Source organism: Streptomyces sp. NPDC055815 (assembly GCF_053616475.1).
The window spans coordinates 15,640-34,361 of the sequence record NZ_JBSHDU010000087.1; the positions used below are offsets into that span (position 1 = coordinate 15,640).

Annotated in this window: 14 protein-coding genes and 1 riboswitch; of the genes, 4 read left to right on the forward strand and 10 right to left on the reverse strand. The window is 71.7% G+C overall.

Going from position 1 to position 18,722, the window contains the following annotated elements; all coding sequences use genetic code 11:
* Positions 1-169: 169 nt before the first annotated feature.
* From ACWGN5_RS35520 to ACWGN5_RS35535, 4 genes are all read right to left on the reverse strand, one after another.
* A complete protein-coding gene (locus ACWGN5_RS35520; protein ID WP_453522537.1) occupies positions 170-853 on the reverse strand; it encodes a GntR family transcriptional regulator in 684 nt (227 codons plus the stop codon).
* Positions 854-1,042: 189 nt separating this feature from the next.
* Positions 1,043-1,813: a M23 family metallopeptidase gene (locus tag ACWGN5_RS35525; protein WP_453522538.1), complete on the reverse strand. Its 771-nt coding sequence runs from the start codon at positions 1,811-1,813 to the stop codon at positions 1,043-1,045.
* Positions 1,814-1,825: 12 nt separating this feature from the next.
* Positions 1,826-1,990, reverse strand: a riboswitch (cyclic di-AMP (ydaO/yuaA leader).
* Between the two features lie 200 nt (positions 1,991-2,190).
* Positions 2,191-3,558: a M16 family metallopeptidase gene (locus tag ACWGN5_RS35530; protein WP_453522548.1), complete on the reverse strand. Its 1,368-nt coding sequence runs from the start codon at positions 3,556-3,558 to the stop codon at positions 2,191-2,193.
* 26 nt (positions 3,559-3,584) lie between these two features.
* Entirely contained in the window at positions 3,585-4,940 is a 1,356-nt protein-coding gene (locus ACWGN5_RS35535) for a M16 family metallopeptidase (protein ID WP_453522539.1), read from the reverse strand.
* A gap of 181 nt (positions 4,941-5,121) precedes the next feature.
* On the opposite strand from ACWGN5_RS35535, the gene ACWGN5_RS35540 reads away from it, so the two are divergent.
* Positions 5,122-7,578 carry a DNA gyrase/topoisomerase IV subunit A gene (locus tag ACWGN5_RS35540; protein ID WP_453522540.1) on the forward strand — a complete coding sequence of 819 codons (2,457 nt, stop codon included), beginning with the start codon at positions 5,122-5,124 and terminating at the stop codon, positions 7,576-7,578.
* Here ACWGN5_RS35540 and ACWGN5_RS35545 read toward each other — a convergent pair.
* A complete protein-coding gene (locus ACWGN5_RS35545) occupies positions 7,575-8,627 on the reverse strand; it encodes a CobW family GTP-binding protein (protein WP_453522541.1) in 1,053 nt (350 codons plus the stop codon). The genes ACWGN5_RS35540 and ACWGN5_RS35545 overlap by 4 nt on opposite strands.
* A 140-nt stretch (positions 8,628-8,767) precedes the next feature.
* On the opposite strand from ACWGN5_RS35545, the gene ACWGN5_RS35550 reads away from it, so the two are divergent.
* Both ACWGN5_RS35550 and ACWGN5_RS35555 read left to right on the forward strand, forming a co-directional pair.
* Positions 8,768-10,447: a sensor histidine kinase gene (locus ACWGN5_RS35550; RefSeq protein WP_453522542.1), complete on the forward strand. Its 1,680-nt coding sequence runs from the start codon at positions 8,768-8,770 to the stop codon at positions 10,445-10,447.
* Positions 10,444-11,133 carry a DUF7342 family protein gene (locus ACWGN5_RS35555; RefSeq protein ID WP_453522543.1) on the forward strand — a complete coding sequence of 230 codons (690 nt, stop codon included), beginning with the start codon at positions 10,444-10,446 and terminating at the stop codon, positions 11,131-11,133. Before ACWGN5_RS35550 ends, ACWGN5_RS35555 begins: the two co-directional genes overlap by 4 nt.
* Positions 11,134-11,271: 138 nt before the next feature.
* Here ACWGN5_RS35555 and ACWGN5_RS35560 read toward each other — a convergent pair whose 3' ends face one another.
* The 5 genes from ACWGN5_RS35560 to ACWGN5_RS35580 all read right to left on the reverse strand — a co-directional run bounded on the left by ACWGN5_RS35560 (position 11,272) and on the right by ACWGN5_RS35580 (position 17,899).
* Entirely contained in the window at positions 11,272-12,864 is a 1,593-nt protein-coding gene (locus ACWGN5_RS35560; protein ID WP_453522544.1) for a solute symporter family protein, read from the reverse strand.
* Positions 12,861-13,337, reverse strand: a complete 477-nt coding sequence (locus tag ACWGN5_RS35565; protein ID WP_453522549.1) for a DUF485 domain-containing protein — start codon at positions 13,335-13,337, stop codon at positions 12,861-12,863. Before ACWGN5_RS35565 ends, ACWGN5_RS35560 begins: the two co-directional genes overlap by 4 nt.
* Before the next feature lie 107 nt (positions 13,338-13,444).
* The gene (locus ACWGN5_RS35570; protein ID WP_453522545.1) at positions 13,445-14,395 is read right to left on the reverse strand and encodes a response regulator; all 951 of its coding nucleotides are present in this window, start codon (positions 14,393-14,395) and stop codon (positions 13,445-13,447) included.
* Positions 14,392-15,474 (reverse strand): sensor histidine kinase, encoded by a 1,083-nt coding sequence (locus tag ACWGN5_RS35575; protein WP_453522546.1) that lies wholly within the window; start codon positions 15,472-15,474, stop codon positions 14,392-14,394. The genes ACWGN5_RS35570 and ACWGN5_RS35575 overlap by 4 nt, the downstream gene beginning before the upstream one ends.
* A gap of 307 nt (positions 15,475-15,781) precedes the next feature.
* Entirely contained in the window at positions 15,782-17,899 is a 2,118-nt protein-coding gene (locus tag ACWGN5_RS35580) for a DNA gyrase/topoisomerase IV subunit B (protein WP_453522547.1), read from the reverse strand.
* 433 nt (positions 17,900-18,332) lie between these two features.
* On the opposite strand from ACWGN5_RS35580, the gene ACWGN5_RS35585 reads away from it, so the two are divergent.
* Positions 18,333-18,566, forward strand: a complete 234-nt coding sequence (locus ACWGN5_RS35585) for a DUF7455 domain-containing protein (protein ID WP_017237643.1) — start codon at positions 18,333-18,335, stop codon at positions 18,564-18,566.
* Positions 18,567-18,722 lie beyond the last annotated feature (156 nt).

The window sequence follows — 18,722 nt, forward strand, 5'->3', positions numbered from 1 at the left end:
TTTTTTTTTATACTCCCCCCCCCCTTTCCCTATTCCCCCGTCCCGTCCCCCCTTGGGGCGGGGCCCCCGTTTTGCCGGCCCCCCACGGCCATTCGCATTCCCCCACACCTATTTCCGGGCAGCACAAAAGACGCGGCCGAATGCCTATTCTTTGTATACGGTGTGCGCGTTAATTCCGGGCACTCGCCGTGTTGACGGCATGTTGCGAAACCCTCACACCGCCGCGCCCCGGGCTTTTGAGCCGGTGCAGCACCATCGAACGCTCCGCGTGCAGCGCGGTCAGCGACCTCGCCCGCTCGGCGTCACCGCGCGCCACGGCGTCCACGATCGCGCCGTGCTCGGCCCAGGCCTCCACCGGCTGGGCGGGCTGGTCCACCACGTACGTCCAGGCGATCTTGTGCCGCAGCTGGGTGAGCAGCGCCGTCAGGGCCGGGCTCCCCGAGGCCTGCGCGAGCGTCTCGTGGAACCAGCCGCCGAGCGAGCGCAGATCCTCGCCCTGCCCGCGCCTGGCCCGCTCCTGCCCCAGCCTGACCAGGCCGCGCAGCACCTTCAGGTGGGCCTCGGTGCGCCGCTGCGCCGCCCGTGCGGCCCCCAGCGGTTCGAGCAGCGCCCGCATGTCGAGCAGATCGGCCGCCTCCTGCTCGGTCGGCTCGGCGACATGGGCACCCGCGTGGCGGCGGGTGACGACGAAGCCCTCGGACTCCAGGGTGCGCAGCGCCTCGCGGACCGGGACGCGGGAGACCCCGTACCGGCGGGCGAGCTGCTCCTCGGTCAGCCGGCTGCCCCGCTCGAACACGCCGGAGACGATGTCGTCCCGGATCGCCGTGCATACCGAGTGCGCGGGAATGCGCATGTCCGACCTCCGCCTTGGTCCGCGCGAGTCAATTCCTTCGGCGCCTGTTCTGCGCCCGATCTGCGACTCTATTGCAGTGCGCCGGAATTTCCGATGCCCCAGCGGAATCCATGGATGTCTTTTGGTCAGCGAAAAGCCCCGGCTCCGTACGAGCCGGGGCTTTTGCGACGCGGTGCGCGGCGGGGTCGGTCAGACGTTGACGCCGCGGGCGCGGAGGTACGCGAGGGGGTTGATGTCCGAGCCGTAGTCGGGGCTGGTGCGCGCCTCGAAGTGGAGGTGCGGGCCGGTGGAGTTGCCGGTCGAGCCCGAGATGCCTATCTGCTGGCCCGGCTCGACGGTCTGGCCGACGTAGACCCCGATGGAGGCGAGGTGGCCGTACTGGGTGTACGTGCCGTCGTTCATCCGGATCACGATGTTGTTGCCGTACGCGCCGCCCCAGCCGGCCTCGACGACGGTGCCGGAGCCGACGGAGACGACCGAGGTGCCGTAGGCGGCGTGGAAGTCGATGCCGGAGTGGCTGCCGGAGGACCAGAGCGAGCCGCCGGTCTTGTAGCCGGTGGAGACGTACGAGCCGGCGACGGGGGCCTGGAAGGAGGCCAGGCGGCGGCGCTCGGCCTCGCGGGCGGCGCGCTCGCGCTCCAGGCGGATCTCCTTGGCGCGGGCCTCGGCCTTGCGCTTCGCCTCGGCCTTGGCCTTGGCCTTGGCGATGGCCTCGTCGGCCTCCTGCTCCTGGGCGGCGGCCTGCGCGTTGATCGGGTCGACGAGGGAGTCCTCGGTGATGACCTGGGTGAGGCCGGTGTCCTCGACGGAGTGCTTGTCCGTGTCGGCGGCGAGCGCCGGGGAGGCGAGGGTTCCGATGACGCCGGTGGTGGCGATGGTCGCGACGCCGGCGATGCCCGCGCTGCGGCGCGCCATCCGGCTCGGACCACGATGCTTCCCGGTGGCACGGGTGAACGCCATGGAGAGGCTGATCCTTTCCTTCCTTCTCGCCTACCGGGTTAGCTGACGGGTTCGGAGCAGGAAGGTCTCCTACGAGCCCCTCCGTCGAGACGAAGGCGCCCGATTCACCCCAGGGACTACGTGTGGGTCCCCGGCTCCCCAGGCTCGCGCCTGACGGGGACTCGGCGATGACTGTCCGATGCCGCGGGTGCGGCACGTGCAACTGACGAACAGTCGCACCGACGCTATGTCGATCGTCTTTCAATCACCAACCAGACACGCTTTTTGTAAGACATGCCACAGGGCAAACGATCACCCTTCCTTGCAATACGGACAAAGCGGAGGACCCCGACGAACTAGGCCGTCGGGGTCCTCCTGTTGCCGTCCGCCGGCCGGAATCAGCCGGTCACGACGGTCACTTCACCGATGCCGAGAGCGCGCACCGGCTCCGCGATCTCCGCCGCGTCGCCGACGAGCACCGTGACGAGGCGGTCCACCGGGAAGGCGCTGACCACCGCGGCCGTCGCCTCGACCGTGCCGGTCTCGGCCAGGCGCGCGTACAACTCGGCCTGGTAGTCGTCCGGGAGGTGCTGCTCCACCTGGTCGGCGAGCGTCCCGGCGACGGAGGCGGCCGTCTCGTACTTGAGGGGCGCCACGCCCACCAGGTTCTGCACGGCCGTCTCGCGCTCGGCGTCGGTGAGACCCTCGGCCGCGAGCGTGCGCAGCACCTTCCACAGGTCGTCCAGCGCCGGACCCGTGTTGGGGGTGTCGACGGACCCGCTGATGGCGAGCATCGAGGCGCCGTTCCCCTCGGCGTCCGAGCGGAGCACCTGGCCGAAGGCCCGCACGCCGTACGTGTAGCCCTTCTCCTCGCGCAGGACCCGGTCCAGACGCGAGGTCAGGGTGCCGCCGAGGCAGTACGTGCCGAGGACCTGGGCCGGCCAGACGCGGTCGTGCCGGTCCGCACCGATCCGGCCGATGAGCAGCTGCGTCTGCACGGCGCCGGGACGGTCCACGATGACGACCCGTCCGGTGTCGTCGGCGGTGATCGGCGGCATCGGGAGCGGCTCGGCCGGCTCACCGGTCCAGGCGCCCAGCGTCTCGGCGAGGACCTTGTCCAGGTCGACGCCGGTCAGGTCGCCGACGACCACCGCGGTGGCCGTGCCGGGCCGGACGTGCGCCTCGAAGAAGGCGCGGACGGCGGCGGCGTCGATCGCGGCGACCGTCTCCTCGGTGCCCTGGCGCGGCCGGGACATCCGGGACTCGGCCGGGAACAGCTCCTTGGAGAGCTGCTTCGCGGCGCGGCGGGCCGGGTTGGCCGTCTCGTGCGGGATCTCGTCGAGACGGTTGCGCACGAGCCGCTCGACCTCGGTGTCGAGGAACGCCGGGGCGATCAGGGCCTCGGAGAGCAGGCCGAGCGCCTTGGGCAGCCGGGAGACCGGGACCTCCAGGGAGACCCGTACGCCCGGGTGGTCGGCGTGCGCGTCGAGCGTGGCGCCGCAGCGCTCCAGCTCGGCCGCGAACTCCTCGGCGCTGTGCTCGCCGGTGCCCTCGGAGAGCGCGCGGGCCATGATGGTCGCGACACCGTCGAGCCCGGCGGGCTCGGCGTCCAGCGGGGCCGGCAGGAAGATCTCCACGGCCACGACCTGCTGGCCGGGGCGGTGGCTGGTGAGCACCGTCAGACCGTTGTCCAGCTTCCCCCGGTCCGGGGCCGGGAAGGCCCACGGCTTCGCGGTGCCCGGCTGGGGCTGCGGGTGGAAGTCCATGCTCGTCAAAGACGCGGCGGCGTCGGTCACTGGTCCGCTCCCTCTTCGTCATCGCCGTCGGCGTGGTCGCTCTGCTCGGTCGCCAGGGGCTCGTAGACGAGCACCGCGCGGTTGTCGGGGCGCAGCTTGGCCGCGGCGACCGCCTGCACCTCCTCGGCGGTGATGTCCAGGACACGGTCGACGGCGGTCAGGGCGAGCTGCGGGTCGCCGAACAGCACGGCGAACCGGCACAGTTCGTCGGCGCGGCCCGCGACGGTGCCGAGCCGGTCCAGCCACTCGCGCTCCAACTGGGCCTGCGCGCGCTCCATCTCCTCGGGCGTGGGGCCCTCGGCGGCGAACCGGGCGAGCTCCTCGTCGACGGCCGCCTCGATCTGCGGGACCTCGACGCCCCCGGAGGTCTTGACGTCCAGCCAGCCGAGCGAGGGCGCGCCGGCGAGCCGCAGCAGGCCGAAGCCCGCGGCGACGGCCGTACGGTCGCGGCGGACCAGACGGTTGTGCAGGCGGGAGGACTCCCCGCCGCCCAGGACCGTCAGGGCCAGGTCGGCGGCGTCGCACGCGCGCGTGCCGTCGTGCGGCAGCCGGTAGGCGGCCATCAGCGCGCGCGCCGGGACCTCCTCCTCGACGACCTCGCGCAGCTGCTCGCCGATGACCTCGGGCAGGTCGCCGGGGCGCGGTGCGGGCTTGCCGTCGTGGGCGGGGATGGAGCCGAAGTACTTCTCGACCCAGGCGAGGGTCTGCACCGGGTCGATGTCGCCGACGACGGACAGCACGGCGTTGTTCGGGGCGTAGTACGTGCGGAAGAAGTTCCGCGCGTCCTCCAGGGTCGCCGCGTCCAGGTCGGCCATCGAGCCGATCGGCGTGTGGTGGTAGGGGTGGCCCTCCGGGTAGGCGAGGGCGGTCAGCTTCTCGAAGGCGGTGCCGTACGGCACGTTGTCGTAGCGCTGGCGGCGCTCGTTCTTGACGACGTCCCGCTGGTTCTCCATGGACTCGTCGTCCAGCGCGGCGAGCAGCGAGCCCATGCGGTCGGCCTCCAGCCAGAGCGCGAGCTCCAGCTGGTGCGTCGGCATGGTCTCGAAGTAGTTGGTGCGCTCGAAGCTCGTCGTGCCGTTGAGCGAGCCGCCGGCACCCTGCACCAGCTCGAAGTGGCCGTTCCCGTGCACCTGCTTCGAGCCCTGGAACATCAGGTGCTCGAAGAGGTGGGCGAGGCCCGTGCGGCCCTTGACCTCGTGACGCGAGCCGACGTCGTACCAGAGGCAGACCGCGGCGACCGGGGTCAGGTGGTCCTCGGAGAGCACCACGCGCAGGCCGTTCGCCAACCGGTGCTCGGTCGCTGTCAGGCCGCCGGAGCCGGCCTCGGCCGTGGCCGTGTGACCCATGGGCATGTACGTCCCTTCGATCGCGATGTGAAAAAGTCCTGCCACTGTATGCAAGCGCGCCGACACCTGGCGAAGTTCCCGGGCCTTCGTGATGTCCCTCTTCCGGGTCGCGGTCGGCGTTGTCGGTGGCACGGTCCACAATGGTCCGCGTCAGATCAACCTTGTTGGTGAAGGAGCCGCAGCCGCGATGGCCCGCCGCAGCACGAAGACACCGCCGCCGGACGACGCGTTCGAGGAGCGAATCCTCGACATCGACGTTGTCGACGAGATGCAGGGCTCCTTCCTCGAGTACGCGTACTCGGTGATCTACTCGCGTGCCCTCCCCGACGCCCGCGACGGCATGAAGCCCGTGCAGCGCCGCATCGTCTACCAGATGGGCGAGATGGGGCTCCGCCCCGACCGCGGCTTCGTCAAGTGCGCCCGCGTCGTCGGCGAGGTGATGGGCAAGCTCCACCCGCACGGCGACGCGTCGATCTACGACGCGATGGTCCGCATGGCGCAGCCCTTCTCCATGCGCCTCCCGCTCGTCGACGGCCACGGCAACTTCGGCTCCCTGGGCAACGACGACCCGCCGGCCGCCATGCGGTACACCGAATCCCGGATGGCCCCGGCCGCGCTGCTCATGACCGAGTCCATCGACGAGGACACGGTCGACTTCGCGCCGAACTACGACGGCCAGGAGCGGGAGCCGGTGGCGCTCCCCGCCGCCTACCCGAACCTGCTGGTCAACGGCGCGTCCGGCATCGCCGTCGGCATGGCGACCAACATGCCCCCGCACAACCTCGGCGAGGTCGTCGCGGCCGCCCGCCACCTGATCCGCCACCCGAACGCCGACCTCGAGACGCTGATGCGCTTCGTGCCCGGCCCCGACCTGCCGACCGGCGGCCGGATCGTCGGCCTCTCCGGCATCAAGGACGCGTACGAGTCGGGCCGCGGCTCCTTCAAGATCCGCGCCACCGCGACCGTGGAGACCGTGACGGCCCGCCGCAAGGGCATCGTCGTCACCGAGCTGCCCTTCACCGTCGGCCCCGAGAAGGTCGTCTCCAAGATCAAGGACCTCGTCGGCTCCAAGAAGCTCCAGGGCATCGCGGACGTCAAGGACCTCACCGACCGCAGCCACGGCCTCCGCCTGGTCATCGAGATCAAGAACGGCTTCGTGCCCGAGGCCGTCCTTGAGCAGCTCTACAAGCTGACGCCGATGGAGGAGTCCTTCGGCATCAACAACGTGGCACTGGTCGACGGGCAGCCGCTCACCCTCGGTCTCAAGGAGCTCCTGGAGGTCTACCTCGACCACCGCTTCGAGGTGGTCCGGCGCCGCTCCGAGTTCCGCCGCACGAAGAAGAGCGACCGCCTCCACCTGGTCGAGGGCCTCCTGGTCGCCCTGCTCGACATCGACGAGGTCATCCGGCTCATCCGGGAGAGCGAGAACTCCGCGCAGGCCAAGGAGCGCCTGATGGAGCGCTTCTCGCTCAGCGAGATCCAGACCCAGTACATCCTGGACACCCCGCTGCGCCGCCTCACCAAGTTCGACCGGCTTGAACTGGAGAGCGAGCGCGACCGGCTCAACGGCGAGATCGACGAGCTGACCGGCATCCTCGAATCCGACGCGGAGCTGCGCAAGCTCGTCTCGGCGGAGCTGGCCGCGGTCGCCAAGAAGTTCGCCACGGACCGGCGGACGGTCCTCCTCGAGTCGGCCGGCGCGCCCGTCGCGGCCGTGTCCCTGGAGGTCGCGGACGACCCGTGCCGGGTGCTGCTCTCCTCGACGGGCCTGCTGGCCCGCACGGTGACCGAGCACCTCCCGTCGGCGGAGGACGGCAAGCGGGCCAAGCACGACGTCATCGTCTCGACGGTCGCCGCGACCCAGCGCGGTGACGTCGGCGCGGTGACCTCGACCGGCCGGCTGCTGCGGATCGCGGTGATCGACCTGCCGCAGCTGCCGGACACCGCGAGCGCCCCGAACCTCGCGGGCGGCGCGCCGCTGTCCGAGTTCCTCTCGCTGGAGGCGGACGAGACGGTGGTCTGCCTGACCACCCTCGAGGAGTCCTCGCCGGGCCTCGCCCTCGGCACGCTCCAGGGCGTGGTGAAGCGCGTGGTGCCGGACTACCCGGCGAACAAGGACGAGCTGGAGGTCATCACCCTCAAGGACGGTGACCGGATCGTCGGCGCGACGGAGCTGCGGACCGGCGAGGAGGACCTGGTCTTCATCACCTCCGACGCCCAGCTGCTGCGCTACCAGGCCTCGCAGGTGCGTCCCCAGGGCCGCCCGGCGGGCGGCATGGCGGGCATCAAGCTCACCGCGGGCGCCGAGGTGATCTCGTTCACGGCCGTGGACCCGGCGGCGGACGCCGTCGTCTTCACCGTCGCGGGCTCCACGGGCACCCTGGACGCCTCGGCGGGCACCTCGGCGAAGCTCACCCCCTTCGACCAGTACCCGCGCAAGGGCCGCGCGACCGGCGGTGTCCGCTGCCAGCGCTTCCTGAAGGGCGAGGACGTCCTGATCCTGGCCTGGGCGGGCGCCACCCCGGCCCGCGCCGCGCAGAAGACGGGTGCGCCGGTGGACCTCCCGGACCCGGACCCGCGCCGCGACGGCTCGGGCACCCCGCTGCCCAAGCCGGTCGAGGTGGTGGCCGGCCCGGCCGTCTAGGACGCCTCCGGGTCCTCTTCGGACCGCTGTACGTACCGCAGGACGCCCCACATGCTGTGCTCGTCGGGGGCGTCCTGCGGGCCGTTCAGCTCACAGGAGGCGAGCTCCTTGCGCAGGGCGGCCGCGTCGACGCCGGAGCCGATCAGGACGAGCTGGGTGAGGCGTGCCTCGCCGGCCGGCCAGGGCTCCGGGTAGAACCGCAGGAAACGGCCGACGGCGTGCACGGCGTAGCGGTTGGCCGGGTCGGCGGGGCCGAGGTCGACGAAGCCCTTGATCCGGTAGAGGCCCTCGGGCCGCGAGTCGAGGAAGGCCATCAGACGGCGCGGGTGCAGCGGCGTCGAGGCCGTCACCGACAGGCTCTCGTAGGCCGCGTGCGGATGCGCGTGACCGTCGTCCTCGGAGCCGTACAGGATGTCCTCGATCGACATCTGGCCCTCGATCTCCCCCTCCGGCACGACCCGGTCGAAGAGCAGCTCGGGATCGACGCGCCCGTGCGAGGCCTCGACCACGGCGGCGCGCCCGGCGAGCCCGGCCACCGTCTCCCGTACGCTCCGCAGCTCGTCCGCGGCCACCCGGTCGGCCTTGTTGACGACGACGAGGTCGGCGAGGCCGAGGTGCCGGTCGGTCCCGGGGTGCCGCTGCCGGGTGGCCGCGAACTCGGACGCGTCGACGACCTGCACCAGCCCTCCGTACACGACCCGCTCGTTCTCGCTGGCGAGCACCATGCGGACCAGCTCCTCCGGCTCCGCGAGCCCGCTCGCCTCGATCACGATCACATCGAGCCGGGACTCGGGCCGGGTCAGGACCTCCAGGTACTCGTCGAGCTCGCCCGCGTCGACGGCGCAGCACAGGCAGCCGTTGCCGAGGGAGACAGTGGAGCCGACCTGCCCGGCGACGGTCATCGCGTCGATGCCGATGTCCCCGAAGTCGTTGACCATGACTCCGATACGGGTCCCCCGGGCGCTGCGCAGCAGGTGGTTGAGGAGCGTGGTCTTCCCGGCCCCGAGAAACCCGGCGAGAACGACGACGGGGATCTGCTGCGTGGTCAAGGGACGTGCCTCCGGTTCCTCGGGTCCCACGGGTTCCTCGGCTCCCACGGGCGTGGGCCCCGGCGTGGGAAACCCCCAGAATAGGCGCCCGTTCCGTCACCATTTCCGGTCACGGCTCGCCGCCGTTTACCTTTTCGGGCATGAGCCCCGCACAGAGCAGCCCCCCGCGCCCCCGCGCGCGCCGTCGGCGGTTCGGGTGGCCGCAGCGGGTGTTCTCCCAGGTCCTGCTGATGCAGCTGGCCATCGCGACCGGTGTGACCGTCCTGGCCACCGGCCTCTTCCTCGCCCCGCTGAGCGCCCAGCTCGACGACCAGGCCATGCGGCGGGCCCTGGCCATCGCCGGGACCACCGCGTCGCCCCGGCTCGCCGCGGACCTCACCGGCAGCCGGCCCTCCGCGCGGGGCCCGGTGCAGACGGAGGCCGAGCGGATCAGGGCGTCCACGGGCGCCGAGTACGTCGTGGTCATGGACACGCGCGGGGTGCGCTGGTCGCACACCGACCCCGCCCAGATCGGCCGGGTCGTCTCCACCGACCCGAGCGAGGTCCTCGCCGGGCACGAGGTCATGGAGATCGACAGCGGCACCCTGGGCCGCTCGGCGCGCGGCAAGGCGCCGCTGCGGGACGCGGACGGCCGGATCGTCGGCGCGGTCTCCGTCGGCATCGAGTACGACAGCGTCCGCGACCGGCTCCTGGCCGCGATCCCCGGCCTCCTCGCCTACGCGGGCGGCGCGCTCGCGGCCGGGGCGCTCGCCGCGTACCTGATCTCCCGGCGGCTCCAGCGGCAGACCCACGACCTGGCCTTCTCCGACATCTCCGCGCTGCTCGCCGAGCGCGAGGCCATGCTGCACGGCATCCGGGAGGGCGTCGTGGCCCTCGACCGCAACGGCTCCGTGCGGCTCATGAACGACGAGGCCCAGCGGCTCCTCGGTCTCGGCCCCGAGGCGGCGGGCCGGCCGCTCGACGAGGTCCTCGGCGGGGGTCGTACGGCGGACGTCCTGGCGGGCCGCGTCACCGGCGAGGACCTGCTCACCGTCCAGGGGCACCGGGTGCTCATCGCCAACCGGATGCCCACGGACGACGGCGGCGCCGTGGCGACCCTCCGCGACCGCACCGAGCTGGAACGCCTCGGCCGCGAGCTCGACTCCACCCGCGGCCTGATCGACGCGCTCCGCGCCCAGGACCACGAGCACGCCAACCGGCTGCACACCCTCCTCGGGCTCCTGGAGCTGGAGATGCACGAGGAGGCGGTGGAGTTCGTCACGGAGGTCGTCGGCGTGCACCGGGCCACCGCCGAGCAGGTCACGGAGAAGGTCCACGACCCGCTCCTCGCCGCGCTCCTGGTCGGCAAGGCGACCGTGGCCGCCGAGCGCGGCGTCTCACTGCGGCTCGCACCCGACTCGCTGCTGCCGGACCGGCTCGTCGACCCCCGCGAACTGGTCACGGTCGTCGGCAATCTCGTCGACAACGCCCTGGACGCCGTCGCCGGCACCCCCGGCGCCCGCATCGAGGTCTCCTTCCGCGCCGAGGGCCGTACGGTAGTGCTGCGGGTCTCGGACAGCGGCCCGGGCGTCCCGGAGGAGCGCCGCGAGCTGATCTTCACCGAGGGCTGGACGACGAAGGAGCTCCCGTCCCACGGGAAGCGCGGACTCGGCCTCCCCCTGGTGCGCCGGCTCGCCGAGCGCCGGGGCGGGACGGCCGGGGTGAGCGACGGCCCGGAGAGCGGCGCCGTGTTCACGGTCGTCCTCCCGGACGCCCTGACCGAACCCGAGACCACCGAGCCGGAACGGGCCCCGGAGCGCTCCGAGGAGGCGTCGCGATGATCGACGTACTCGTGGTGGACGACGACGAGCGGGTGGCGCGGATCAACGCCGCCTACGTCGCCAAGGTGCCCGGCTTCCGGGTCGTCGCCACCGCCCACTCGACCGCCGAGGCGCTGGCCGCCCTGGACGCCCGGCCGGTGGACCTGATCCTCCTGGACCACTACCTGCCCGACGAGAACGGGCTCACGGCCGTACGCGAACTCCGCGCGCGCGGCCACCAGTGCGACGTGATCATGGTGACCGCGGCCCGTGACGTGGCCACCGTGCAGTCCGCGATGCGGCACGGCGCGCTCCAGTACCTGGTCAAGCCGTTCAACTTCGCCGGGCTCCGCGCCAAGCTGGAGGCGTACGCGACGCTCCGCCGCACCCTGGAGAGCGGCGGCGAGGCGGAGCAGGCCGAGGTGGACCGGATCTTCGGCGTCCTGTCGGCCGGCACCGTCGCCCCCGACCTGCCCAAGGGCCACTCCCCCACCACGGCCGAGCTGGTCCGGCAGGTACTGCTCGCGGCCGGCGGCCCGCTGTCCGCTCAGGAGATCGCCGAGCGGGCCGGCGTCAGCCGCCAGACCGCGCAGCGCTACCTCAAGCTCCTGGAACGCACCGGCCGGGTCCGCCTCTCCCTCCGGTACGGGGAGACGGGCCGCCCCGAGCACCGGTACGCCTGGGCGAGCTCCCGGGCCGGCGGCTGACGCCCCGCCCGGGGAGGCCGACGGTCGAACGGCACGGGCACCGGCGGTCGAACGGCACGGGCGCCGACGGTCGAACGGCACGGGCACCGACGGTCGAACGGCACGGGCACCGGCGCCGGTCAGGTCCCAGGCCGGCGGTCAGACGGCGCCCGCGCCCGTCAGGGCCCGGACCTCGGTCTCCGCGTGCCGGGCCTCGTCGGGCGGCTCGGACGAGGTGGCCGTACCGATCCATCCGGCCAGGAAGCCGAGCGGGATGGAGACCACCCCCGGGTTCTGCAGCGGGAAGAGATGGAAGTCGACGCCCGGGAAGAGGGATTCGGGGCTGCCGGAGACCACCGGGGAGACCAGGACGAGCAGCACGGCGGGGATCAGACCTCCGTACACCGACCAGACCGCGCCCCGGGTGGTGAACTTCCGCCAGAACAGCGAGTAGAGCAGCACCGGCAGGTTCGCGGAGGCCGCTACGGCGAAGGCCAGACCGACGAGGAAGGCGACGTTGAGGTCGCGGGCGAGCAGCCCGAGGCCGATGGCGGCCGCCCCGATCACCGCGGCGGCGACCCGGGCCACCGCGACCTCGCTGTACTGCTTCGCGTGCCGGTGGCGCAGCGAGGCGTACAGGTCGTGGGCGACGGAGGCCGAGGAGGCCAGCGTGATCCCCGCGACGACGGCGAGGATGGTCGCGAAGGCGACGGCGGCGACGATCGCGAAGAGCACCGTGCCGCCGGTGGAGCCCGCGCCGCCGCCGAGGTCGAGGGCGAGCAGCGGCACGGCGGTGTTGCCTGAGGCGTTGGACGCGCGGACCTCGTCGGGGCCGATCAGCGCGGCGGCGCCGAAGCCGAGCACGATCGTCATCAGGTAGAAGCTGCCGATGAGCCCGATGGACCAGACGACGGAGCGACGGGCGGCGCGGGCGGTCGGCACGGTGTAGAAGCGCGACAGGATGTGCGGCAGTCCCGCGGTGCCCAGGACGAGGGCGAGGCCGAGGCTGATGAAGTCGAGGCGGGCCGTCCAGTCCCCGCCGTACCGCAGCCCGGGGGCGAGGAAGCCCAGGCCGTGCCCGCTGCGTTCGGCCGCGGTGGACAGCAGGCTGTTCACATCGCCGTGGAAGCGGAGCAGCACGAGGACGGTGAGCGCGATCGTGCCCGCCATGAGCAGGACCGCCTTGACGATCTGGATCCAGGTGGTGGCCCGCATGCCGCCGAGCGACACGTAGATCACCATCAGCGCGCCCACGCCGATCACCGTCCAGGAGCGCGCCGCCTCGCTGGAACCGCCGAGCAGCAGCGCCACCAGACTCCCGGCCCCCACCATCTGGGCCACCAGGTACAGCACGGAGACGGCCACCGAGGACGTTCCGGCGGCGACCCGCACCGGGCGCTCGGCCATCCGCGCGGCGACGACGTCGGCCAGTGTGAACCGCCCGCAGTTGCGGACCAGTTCGGCGACCAGCAGGAGCACGACCAGCCAGGCGACGAGGAAGCCGACGGAGTACAGCATGCCGTCGTAGCCGTAGAGCGCGATCAGCCCGGAGATGCCGAGGAACGAGGCGGCGGACATGTAGTCCCCGGCGATCGCGAACCCGTTCTCCAGCGGCGAGAACAGCCGCCCGCCGGCGTAGAACTCCTCCGCCGATCCGTGCCGGCGCCGGCTCACCCAGGTGGTGATCGCCAGGGTCACGGCGACGAACACGCTGAACAGCACGAGCGCCAGCGTCTGGTGGTCCCCGGTCACGGCTGCACCACCCCTCGGGTCATCTCCTGGGTGTCCCAGCGCAGTTCCAGCGCGGCCCGGTCCCTGCGCAGCCGCGCGTGCCGCGCGTACGCCCAGGTCAGCAGGAAGGTGCTGAGGAACTGCCCGAGCCCCGCGACCATCGCCACGTTCACCACCCCGGCCACCGGCCGGGCCATGAGCCCGGGCGCGGCGGTCGCCGCCACCACATAGGCGAGGTACCAGAGGAGGAACGCCAGGGTGGCCGGGAAGACGAACCGGCGGTAGCGGCGGCGCACTTCCTGGAAGGCGGGGCTCCGCTGGACCTCCAGATAGATCTCCGCCGCGCTGTGGACCCGCTGTCGCGGCACCGCTCCGGGGCGGCCGTCACCCGGCGCCTCTGCCGCGCTCTCCTCGCCCCAGCCGGAGGCCGTCGCGTCGTACCAGGGGTCGTCGACCGCCATCGCCGCAGCGTCGCGCCCCTCCTGCTTGTCCACCTGCTCCACCGGCCAACTCTCCTTGTCAGCGAACCGTTTCGGCCGCGTGCCCAAGGATGGACAGAGCGGGAAGATCCCGGACTCTTCTCCCTCCTGACTTCACCCCATCAGGTGACTCTCCTCCCAGGTGCCCTGACCAGACCGTGCTGATATGCGTACCGCACGGCCTGCGCCCGGTCGCGCACCCCGGTCTTGGCGAAGAGGTTGTTGATGTGGGTCTTCACCGTGGCCGTGGAGATCCGCAGCCGCCCGGCGATCTCCGGGTTGGACAGCCCGTCCGCCACCAGCACGAGCACCTCCGTCTCCCGCTCCGTCAGCCCATCGACCCCGGGCCCGCCCGAACCACCCGAACTCCCTCGCGGCACCCCGGAATCACCACCCACAGCCCCGAGCCCAGCGCCTGGCCCGGTCCCGTACCGCTCGGACCACCCGTCCCGTCCCTGCCCGGCACCCCCGGAATCCCGCCCGGCCAGGCCGCCCGGCTCATCCCGGCCACCCTGCTCGCCCCGGCCACCCCGTTCGTCCCTGGCACCGGGCTCGGCCCGCCCGTCCTCAGCGGCCCCGTGCTGCCGCTGGTCCCGCTGGTCCCGCTGATCCCGCTGATCCCGCTCCTCCCTGTCGATCAGTCGCTCGAGGAGTCGCCGCTGCACGGAGGGGGAGAGTCCCGCCCGCCCGTCCACCACATCCCGCACGGCCCGCTCGATCTCCTCACCGCCGGCGTCCTTGGTGAGATATCCGCGCGCCCCGGCCCGCAGTGCCGGGAACAGCGAGTCGTCGTCGGCATAGGTGGTCAGCACGACCACCTCCGTCCCGGGGTGCAGGTCGCGGATCCGGCGGGTGGCCTCGACGCCGTCGCAGCGGGGCATCCGCAGATCCATCAGGACGACGTCGGGACCGAGCTCGGCGGTGAGCGCGACCGCCTCCTCCCCGTCCCGGGCCGACCCGACGACCTCGATCCCCGGAAGCAGGCCCAGCAGCATCACGATCCCTTCCCGCACCACGGACTGGTCGTCGGCGACGACGACGCGCGCGACGCGGTCGCGGCCCGCGGCGCTCATGCCGGCACCCGCAGCCGCACCGTGAACCCGGCTCCCTCGGGCCCCGCGTCCAGGCTGCCGCCGAGCAGTTCGGCCCGCTCTCTCATGCCGAGCAGTCCGTACCCGGAGCCGGAGGACCCGAGCTCCTCCCCCACCCGGAGGCCTTCGTCCGTCCGGGGTGGCCCGGAGTCGCATATCTCCAGGGAGATCTCGTCCGTCCCGTAGGCGAACCGGATCCTGGTGCGCGCCCCCGGCGCATGCTTGCGGACATTGGTGAGCGCCTCCTGCGCGACCCGCCGCACCGCCTGCGAGGCCTCGGCGGGCAGGTCCCGGCGCTCACCGGTGACGTCGACCTCGGCGCGGTCCTCGCGCGCCAGCTCCCGCAGGTAGTCCTCGACGGGCGCCATGTCCCCGCGCAGGGCCGAGAGCGCGTGCCGGGTCTCGGCGAGCCCCTCTCTGGCCATGGAACGGGCCGAGGTCACGAGCTTGAGGATCTCCGCCCGCTCCGCCCCGGCCTCGATCTGAAGCCGTGCCACCTCCAGGTGCACCATCTGGGCGGAGAGACTGTGGGCGAGGACGTCATGTATCTCCCGGGCGATCCTGGCCCGCTCGGCGAGCGCCGCCGACGCGGCCTCCGCCTCCCGGGCGAGCCGCTCCTGAGCGAGCAGCTGGAACCCGGCACCCCGCGCCTCGGCGTCCAGCCGGAGCGAGTAGCCGGCGAGCAGCACGGCCGCCGTGGTGACACCGGCCCCGAGAATCCCGGTGTCGTCGGCCTCCACGAAGCCGGCCACGAGCACCGCCACGGTGGCCAGCCCGGCGGGAAGCGGCAGCCGTTCCATCGCCATGACCGAGACGCCGATCCAGAGCACCGTCGCAGACGTCGGGGCACCTGCCGCATAGGCTCCCAGGCCGCAGAGAGTGATCACCGCGAGCAGTCCCAGTGAGGCCGCCAGGCGGTTCTCCAGGGTCGTGTGGTGGTACCGGAGCGCCGCCACCAGACAGAGCCCGAAGCCCAGCGGAGGCAAGGGCGCGTACCAGCCGTCGAACGCTCCCGAGGTGTAACAGCCGGTCACCACCAGGACGCTGAGGCTCGCGATCATGGTGTGGTCGAGAACGACTCGCCCCCGGGGCACACCGACGCGGGTGAGCGCCTCCCGCGAGGGCCAGGAACGCCAGGAGGGCCCGTGCGCCGCCGTGCTCCCCGCCCCTGCCCGTTCCGTCGCCCGCGGCCCCGGCGCTGTCCCTGCCCCCGGTCCGGTCCTCGACCTCGTCCTCGTATCCGCGAATCCCGGATCACGCTTCTCGCCCATGTCCGTCCCCCTCCGACACCTCAATGCTACGGAGAGTGGGCGATCGTGTGATCGGCCCGTGGGTGGAGCGCTGGGCTCCACCCACGGGTGGAGTTGCTCAGGCGTCGATGCGCGAGCGGTCCAGGGTCGCCGCCGAGCCGGTGATGAACTCCTTGCGGGGCGCCACGTCGTTGCCCATGAGGAGGTCGAAGACCTGCTCCGCCGCGTCCAGGTCGCCGATGTTGATCCGGCGCAGAGTGCGGTGGCGCGGGTCCATCGTGGTCTCCGCGAGCTGGTCGGCGTCCATCTCGCCGAGACCCTTGTAGCGCTGGATGGAGTCCTTGTAGCGGACCCCCTTGCGCTGGAACTCCAGGAGGGTCTGCCGCAGCTCGTTGTCCGAGTACGTGTAGACGTACTTGTCCTGGCCCTTCTTGGGCTGGACGAGCTCGATCCGGTGCAGCGGCGGCACCGCGGCGAAGACCCGGCCGGCCTCGACCATGGGCCGCATGTACCGCTGGAAGAGCGTCAGCAGCAGGCAGCGGATGTGGGCGCCGTCGACATCGGCGTCGACGAGCAGGACGATCTTCCCGTAGCGGGCGGCGTCGATGTCGAAGGTGCGGCCCGAGCCCGCTCCTATGACCTGGATGATCGCTCCGCACTCGGCGTTCTTGAGCATGTCCGAGACGGACGACTTCTGGACGTTGAGGATCTTGCCGCGGATCGGCAGCAGGGCCTGGAACTCGCTGTTCCGGGCGAGCTTGGCCGTACCGAGGGCCGAGTCTCCCTCGACGATGAAGAGCTCGCTGCGCTCCACGTCGTCGCTGCGGCAGTCCGCGAGCTTCGCCGGCAGCGAGGAGGACTCGAGCGCGGTCTTCCGGCGCTGCGCCTCCTTGTGCTGGCGGGCCGCGATCCGGGTCCGCGCGGCGGCGACGGCCTTCTCCAGGACGGCGCGGGCCTGCGCCTTGGCGTCCCGCTTGGTGGAGGTGAGGAAGGCCTTGAGCTCCTTGGCCACCACGTTCGCCACGATCCGGCGTGCGGCGGAGGTGCCGAGGATCTCCTTGGTCTGCCCCTCGAACTGCGGCTCGGCGAGGCGGACCGTCACGACGGCGGTGAGCCCCTCCAGGGCGTCGTCCTTGACGATGTCGTCCTCGGCGACGCGCAGCATCTTGGCCGAGCGCAGCACCTCGTTCACCGTCTTGGTGATGGCCTGCTCGAAGCCGGAGACGTGGGTGCCGCCCTTGGGGGTGGCGATGATGTTGACGAAGGACTTGACCGTGGTGTCGTAGCCGGTGCCCCAGCGCAGGGCGACGTCGACGGCGAGCTCACGGGTGACCTCGGTCGGGGTCATGTGGCCGCGGTCGTCGAGGACCGGGACGGTCTCCTTGAAGGTGCCCTGGCCGGTGAGGCGCTGGATGTCGCAGACGGCCTTGTCCTGCGCGAGGTACTCGCAGAACTCGCTGATGCCTCCGTCGAAGCGGAAGGTCTCCTCGCTCTTGCCGACGCCGGCCAGGTCCCGCTCGTCGCGGACGACGATGGTGAGGCCGGGGACGAGGAAGGCGGTCTGCCGGGCGCGCTGGTGGAGCGTCTCCAGGGAGAGCTTGGCGTCCTTGAGGAAGATCTGCCGGTCCGCCCAGTAGCGGATGCGCGTGCCGGTGCGGGTCTTGGGGACGCGCTTGCCCTTGATGAGGCCGTTGGCCGGGTCGAAGGGGCTGTCGGGGCCCTGCTCGGTGAAGATGCCGGGGACACCGCGGCGGAAGGAGATCGAGTGGGTCGCGCTGTTCCGGTCGACCTCCACGTCGAGGCGGGCCGACAGGGCGTTGACCACGGAGGCGCCGACGCCGTGCAGACCACCGGAGGCCGCGTAGGAACCGCCGCCGAACTTTCCGCCGGCGTGCAGCTTGGTCATGACGACCTCGACGCCGGAGAGTCCGGTCTTCGGCTCGACGTCGACCGGGATGCCTCGGCCGTTGTCCTGGACCTCGACGGATCCGTCGTCGTGGAGGATGACCTCGATGTGGTCGCAGAAGCCACCCAGGGCCTCGTCGACCGAGTTGTCGATGATCTCCCAGATGCAGTGCATCAGGCCGCGGCTGTCGGTGGACCCGATGTACATGCCGGGGCGCTTGCGGACCGCTTCGAGCCCTTCGAGTACGAGCAGGTGCCGCGCGGTGTAGTTGGAACCGTCACGGTCTGCGGTCAGCAGCGCACTGGACGGCACGGACGTCTCGGCGGTCACGCGGTTCGCTCCTCGCTGAATTTGAAATCTGGCCCCGTGGGGTAGGGCCCGGCCTCGGTCACCGCTCAGAGGGTACCGATGCCTGGTAGAGCCGTTGTAACGCCACCCTCCCCCAATCCTCATGCTAGTCCAGCGTCGCATGGATGTTCGATCCCTCGATGGGGTGACGCGAACATCACGTTCCCTTCCAGGCATGAACCATTTAGGCTCCGGGCACGTCCTCATGAACAACCGGCAACCAAGCCGGGAGGGCTAACCGACACAAGCAACGCGAAATCCGTAGAGCGACGCAATACGGCTCATTCGCCGCCAACCGGCAGCAGACAGCCACCTTGGGAAGAAGTTTCAAGGAAAAGCCACGAGCGGGAACGTTTTCGGCCTGGTTGGATGTTGACCCTGGTACGACAGCTCGTCGAGCTAGAGAAGAGGCGACGTGACTACTGTTCTGACCCCCGCGAGCCCCCTGACGGCCGCTGACCGCTGCGACCGCTGCGGCGCCCAGGCATACCTGCGTGTCGTCCTGACCAGCGGAGGTGACTTGCTCTTCTGCGCCCACCACGGACGTAAGTTCGAGCCGGAACTCAAGAAGATCGCCGTTGAGATACAGGATGAGACGGACCGGCTCACCGATGTGCCGGCCCGCACGCAGGGCGAGGACCACGCCTGACGCGCCATCCACGACGAGCCCAGGGCCGGTCGCGCTGATCGGACGGCGGGCGGTCACCCCTGATTCCAGGGGGTGGCCGCCCGTTCTCGTATCCCTCGGCTCAGAAGCGTGCCGGCAGCACCTCCGAGACGCGTGTGTAGACGCCCGGGTTCTCGG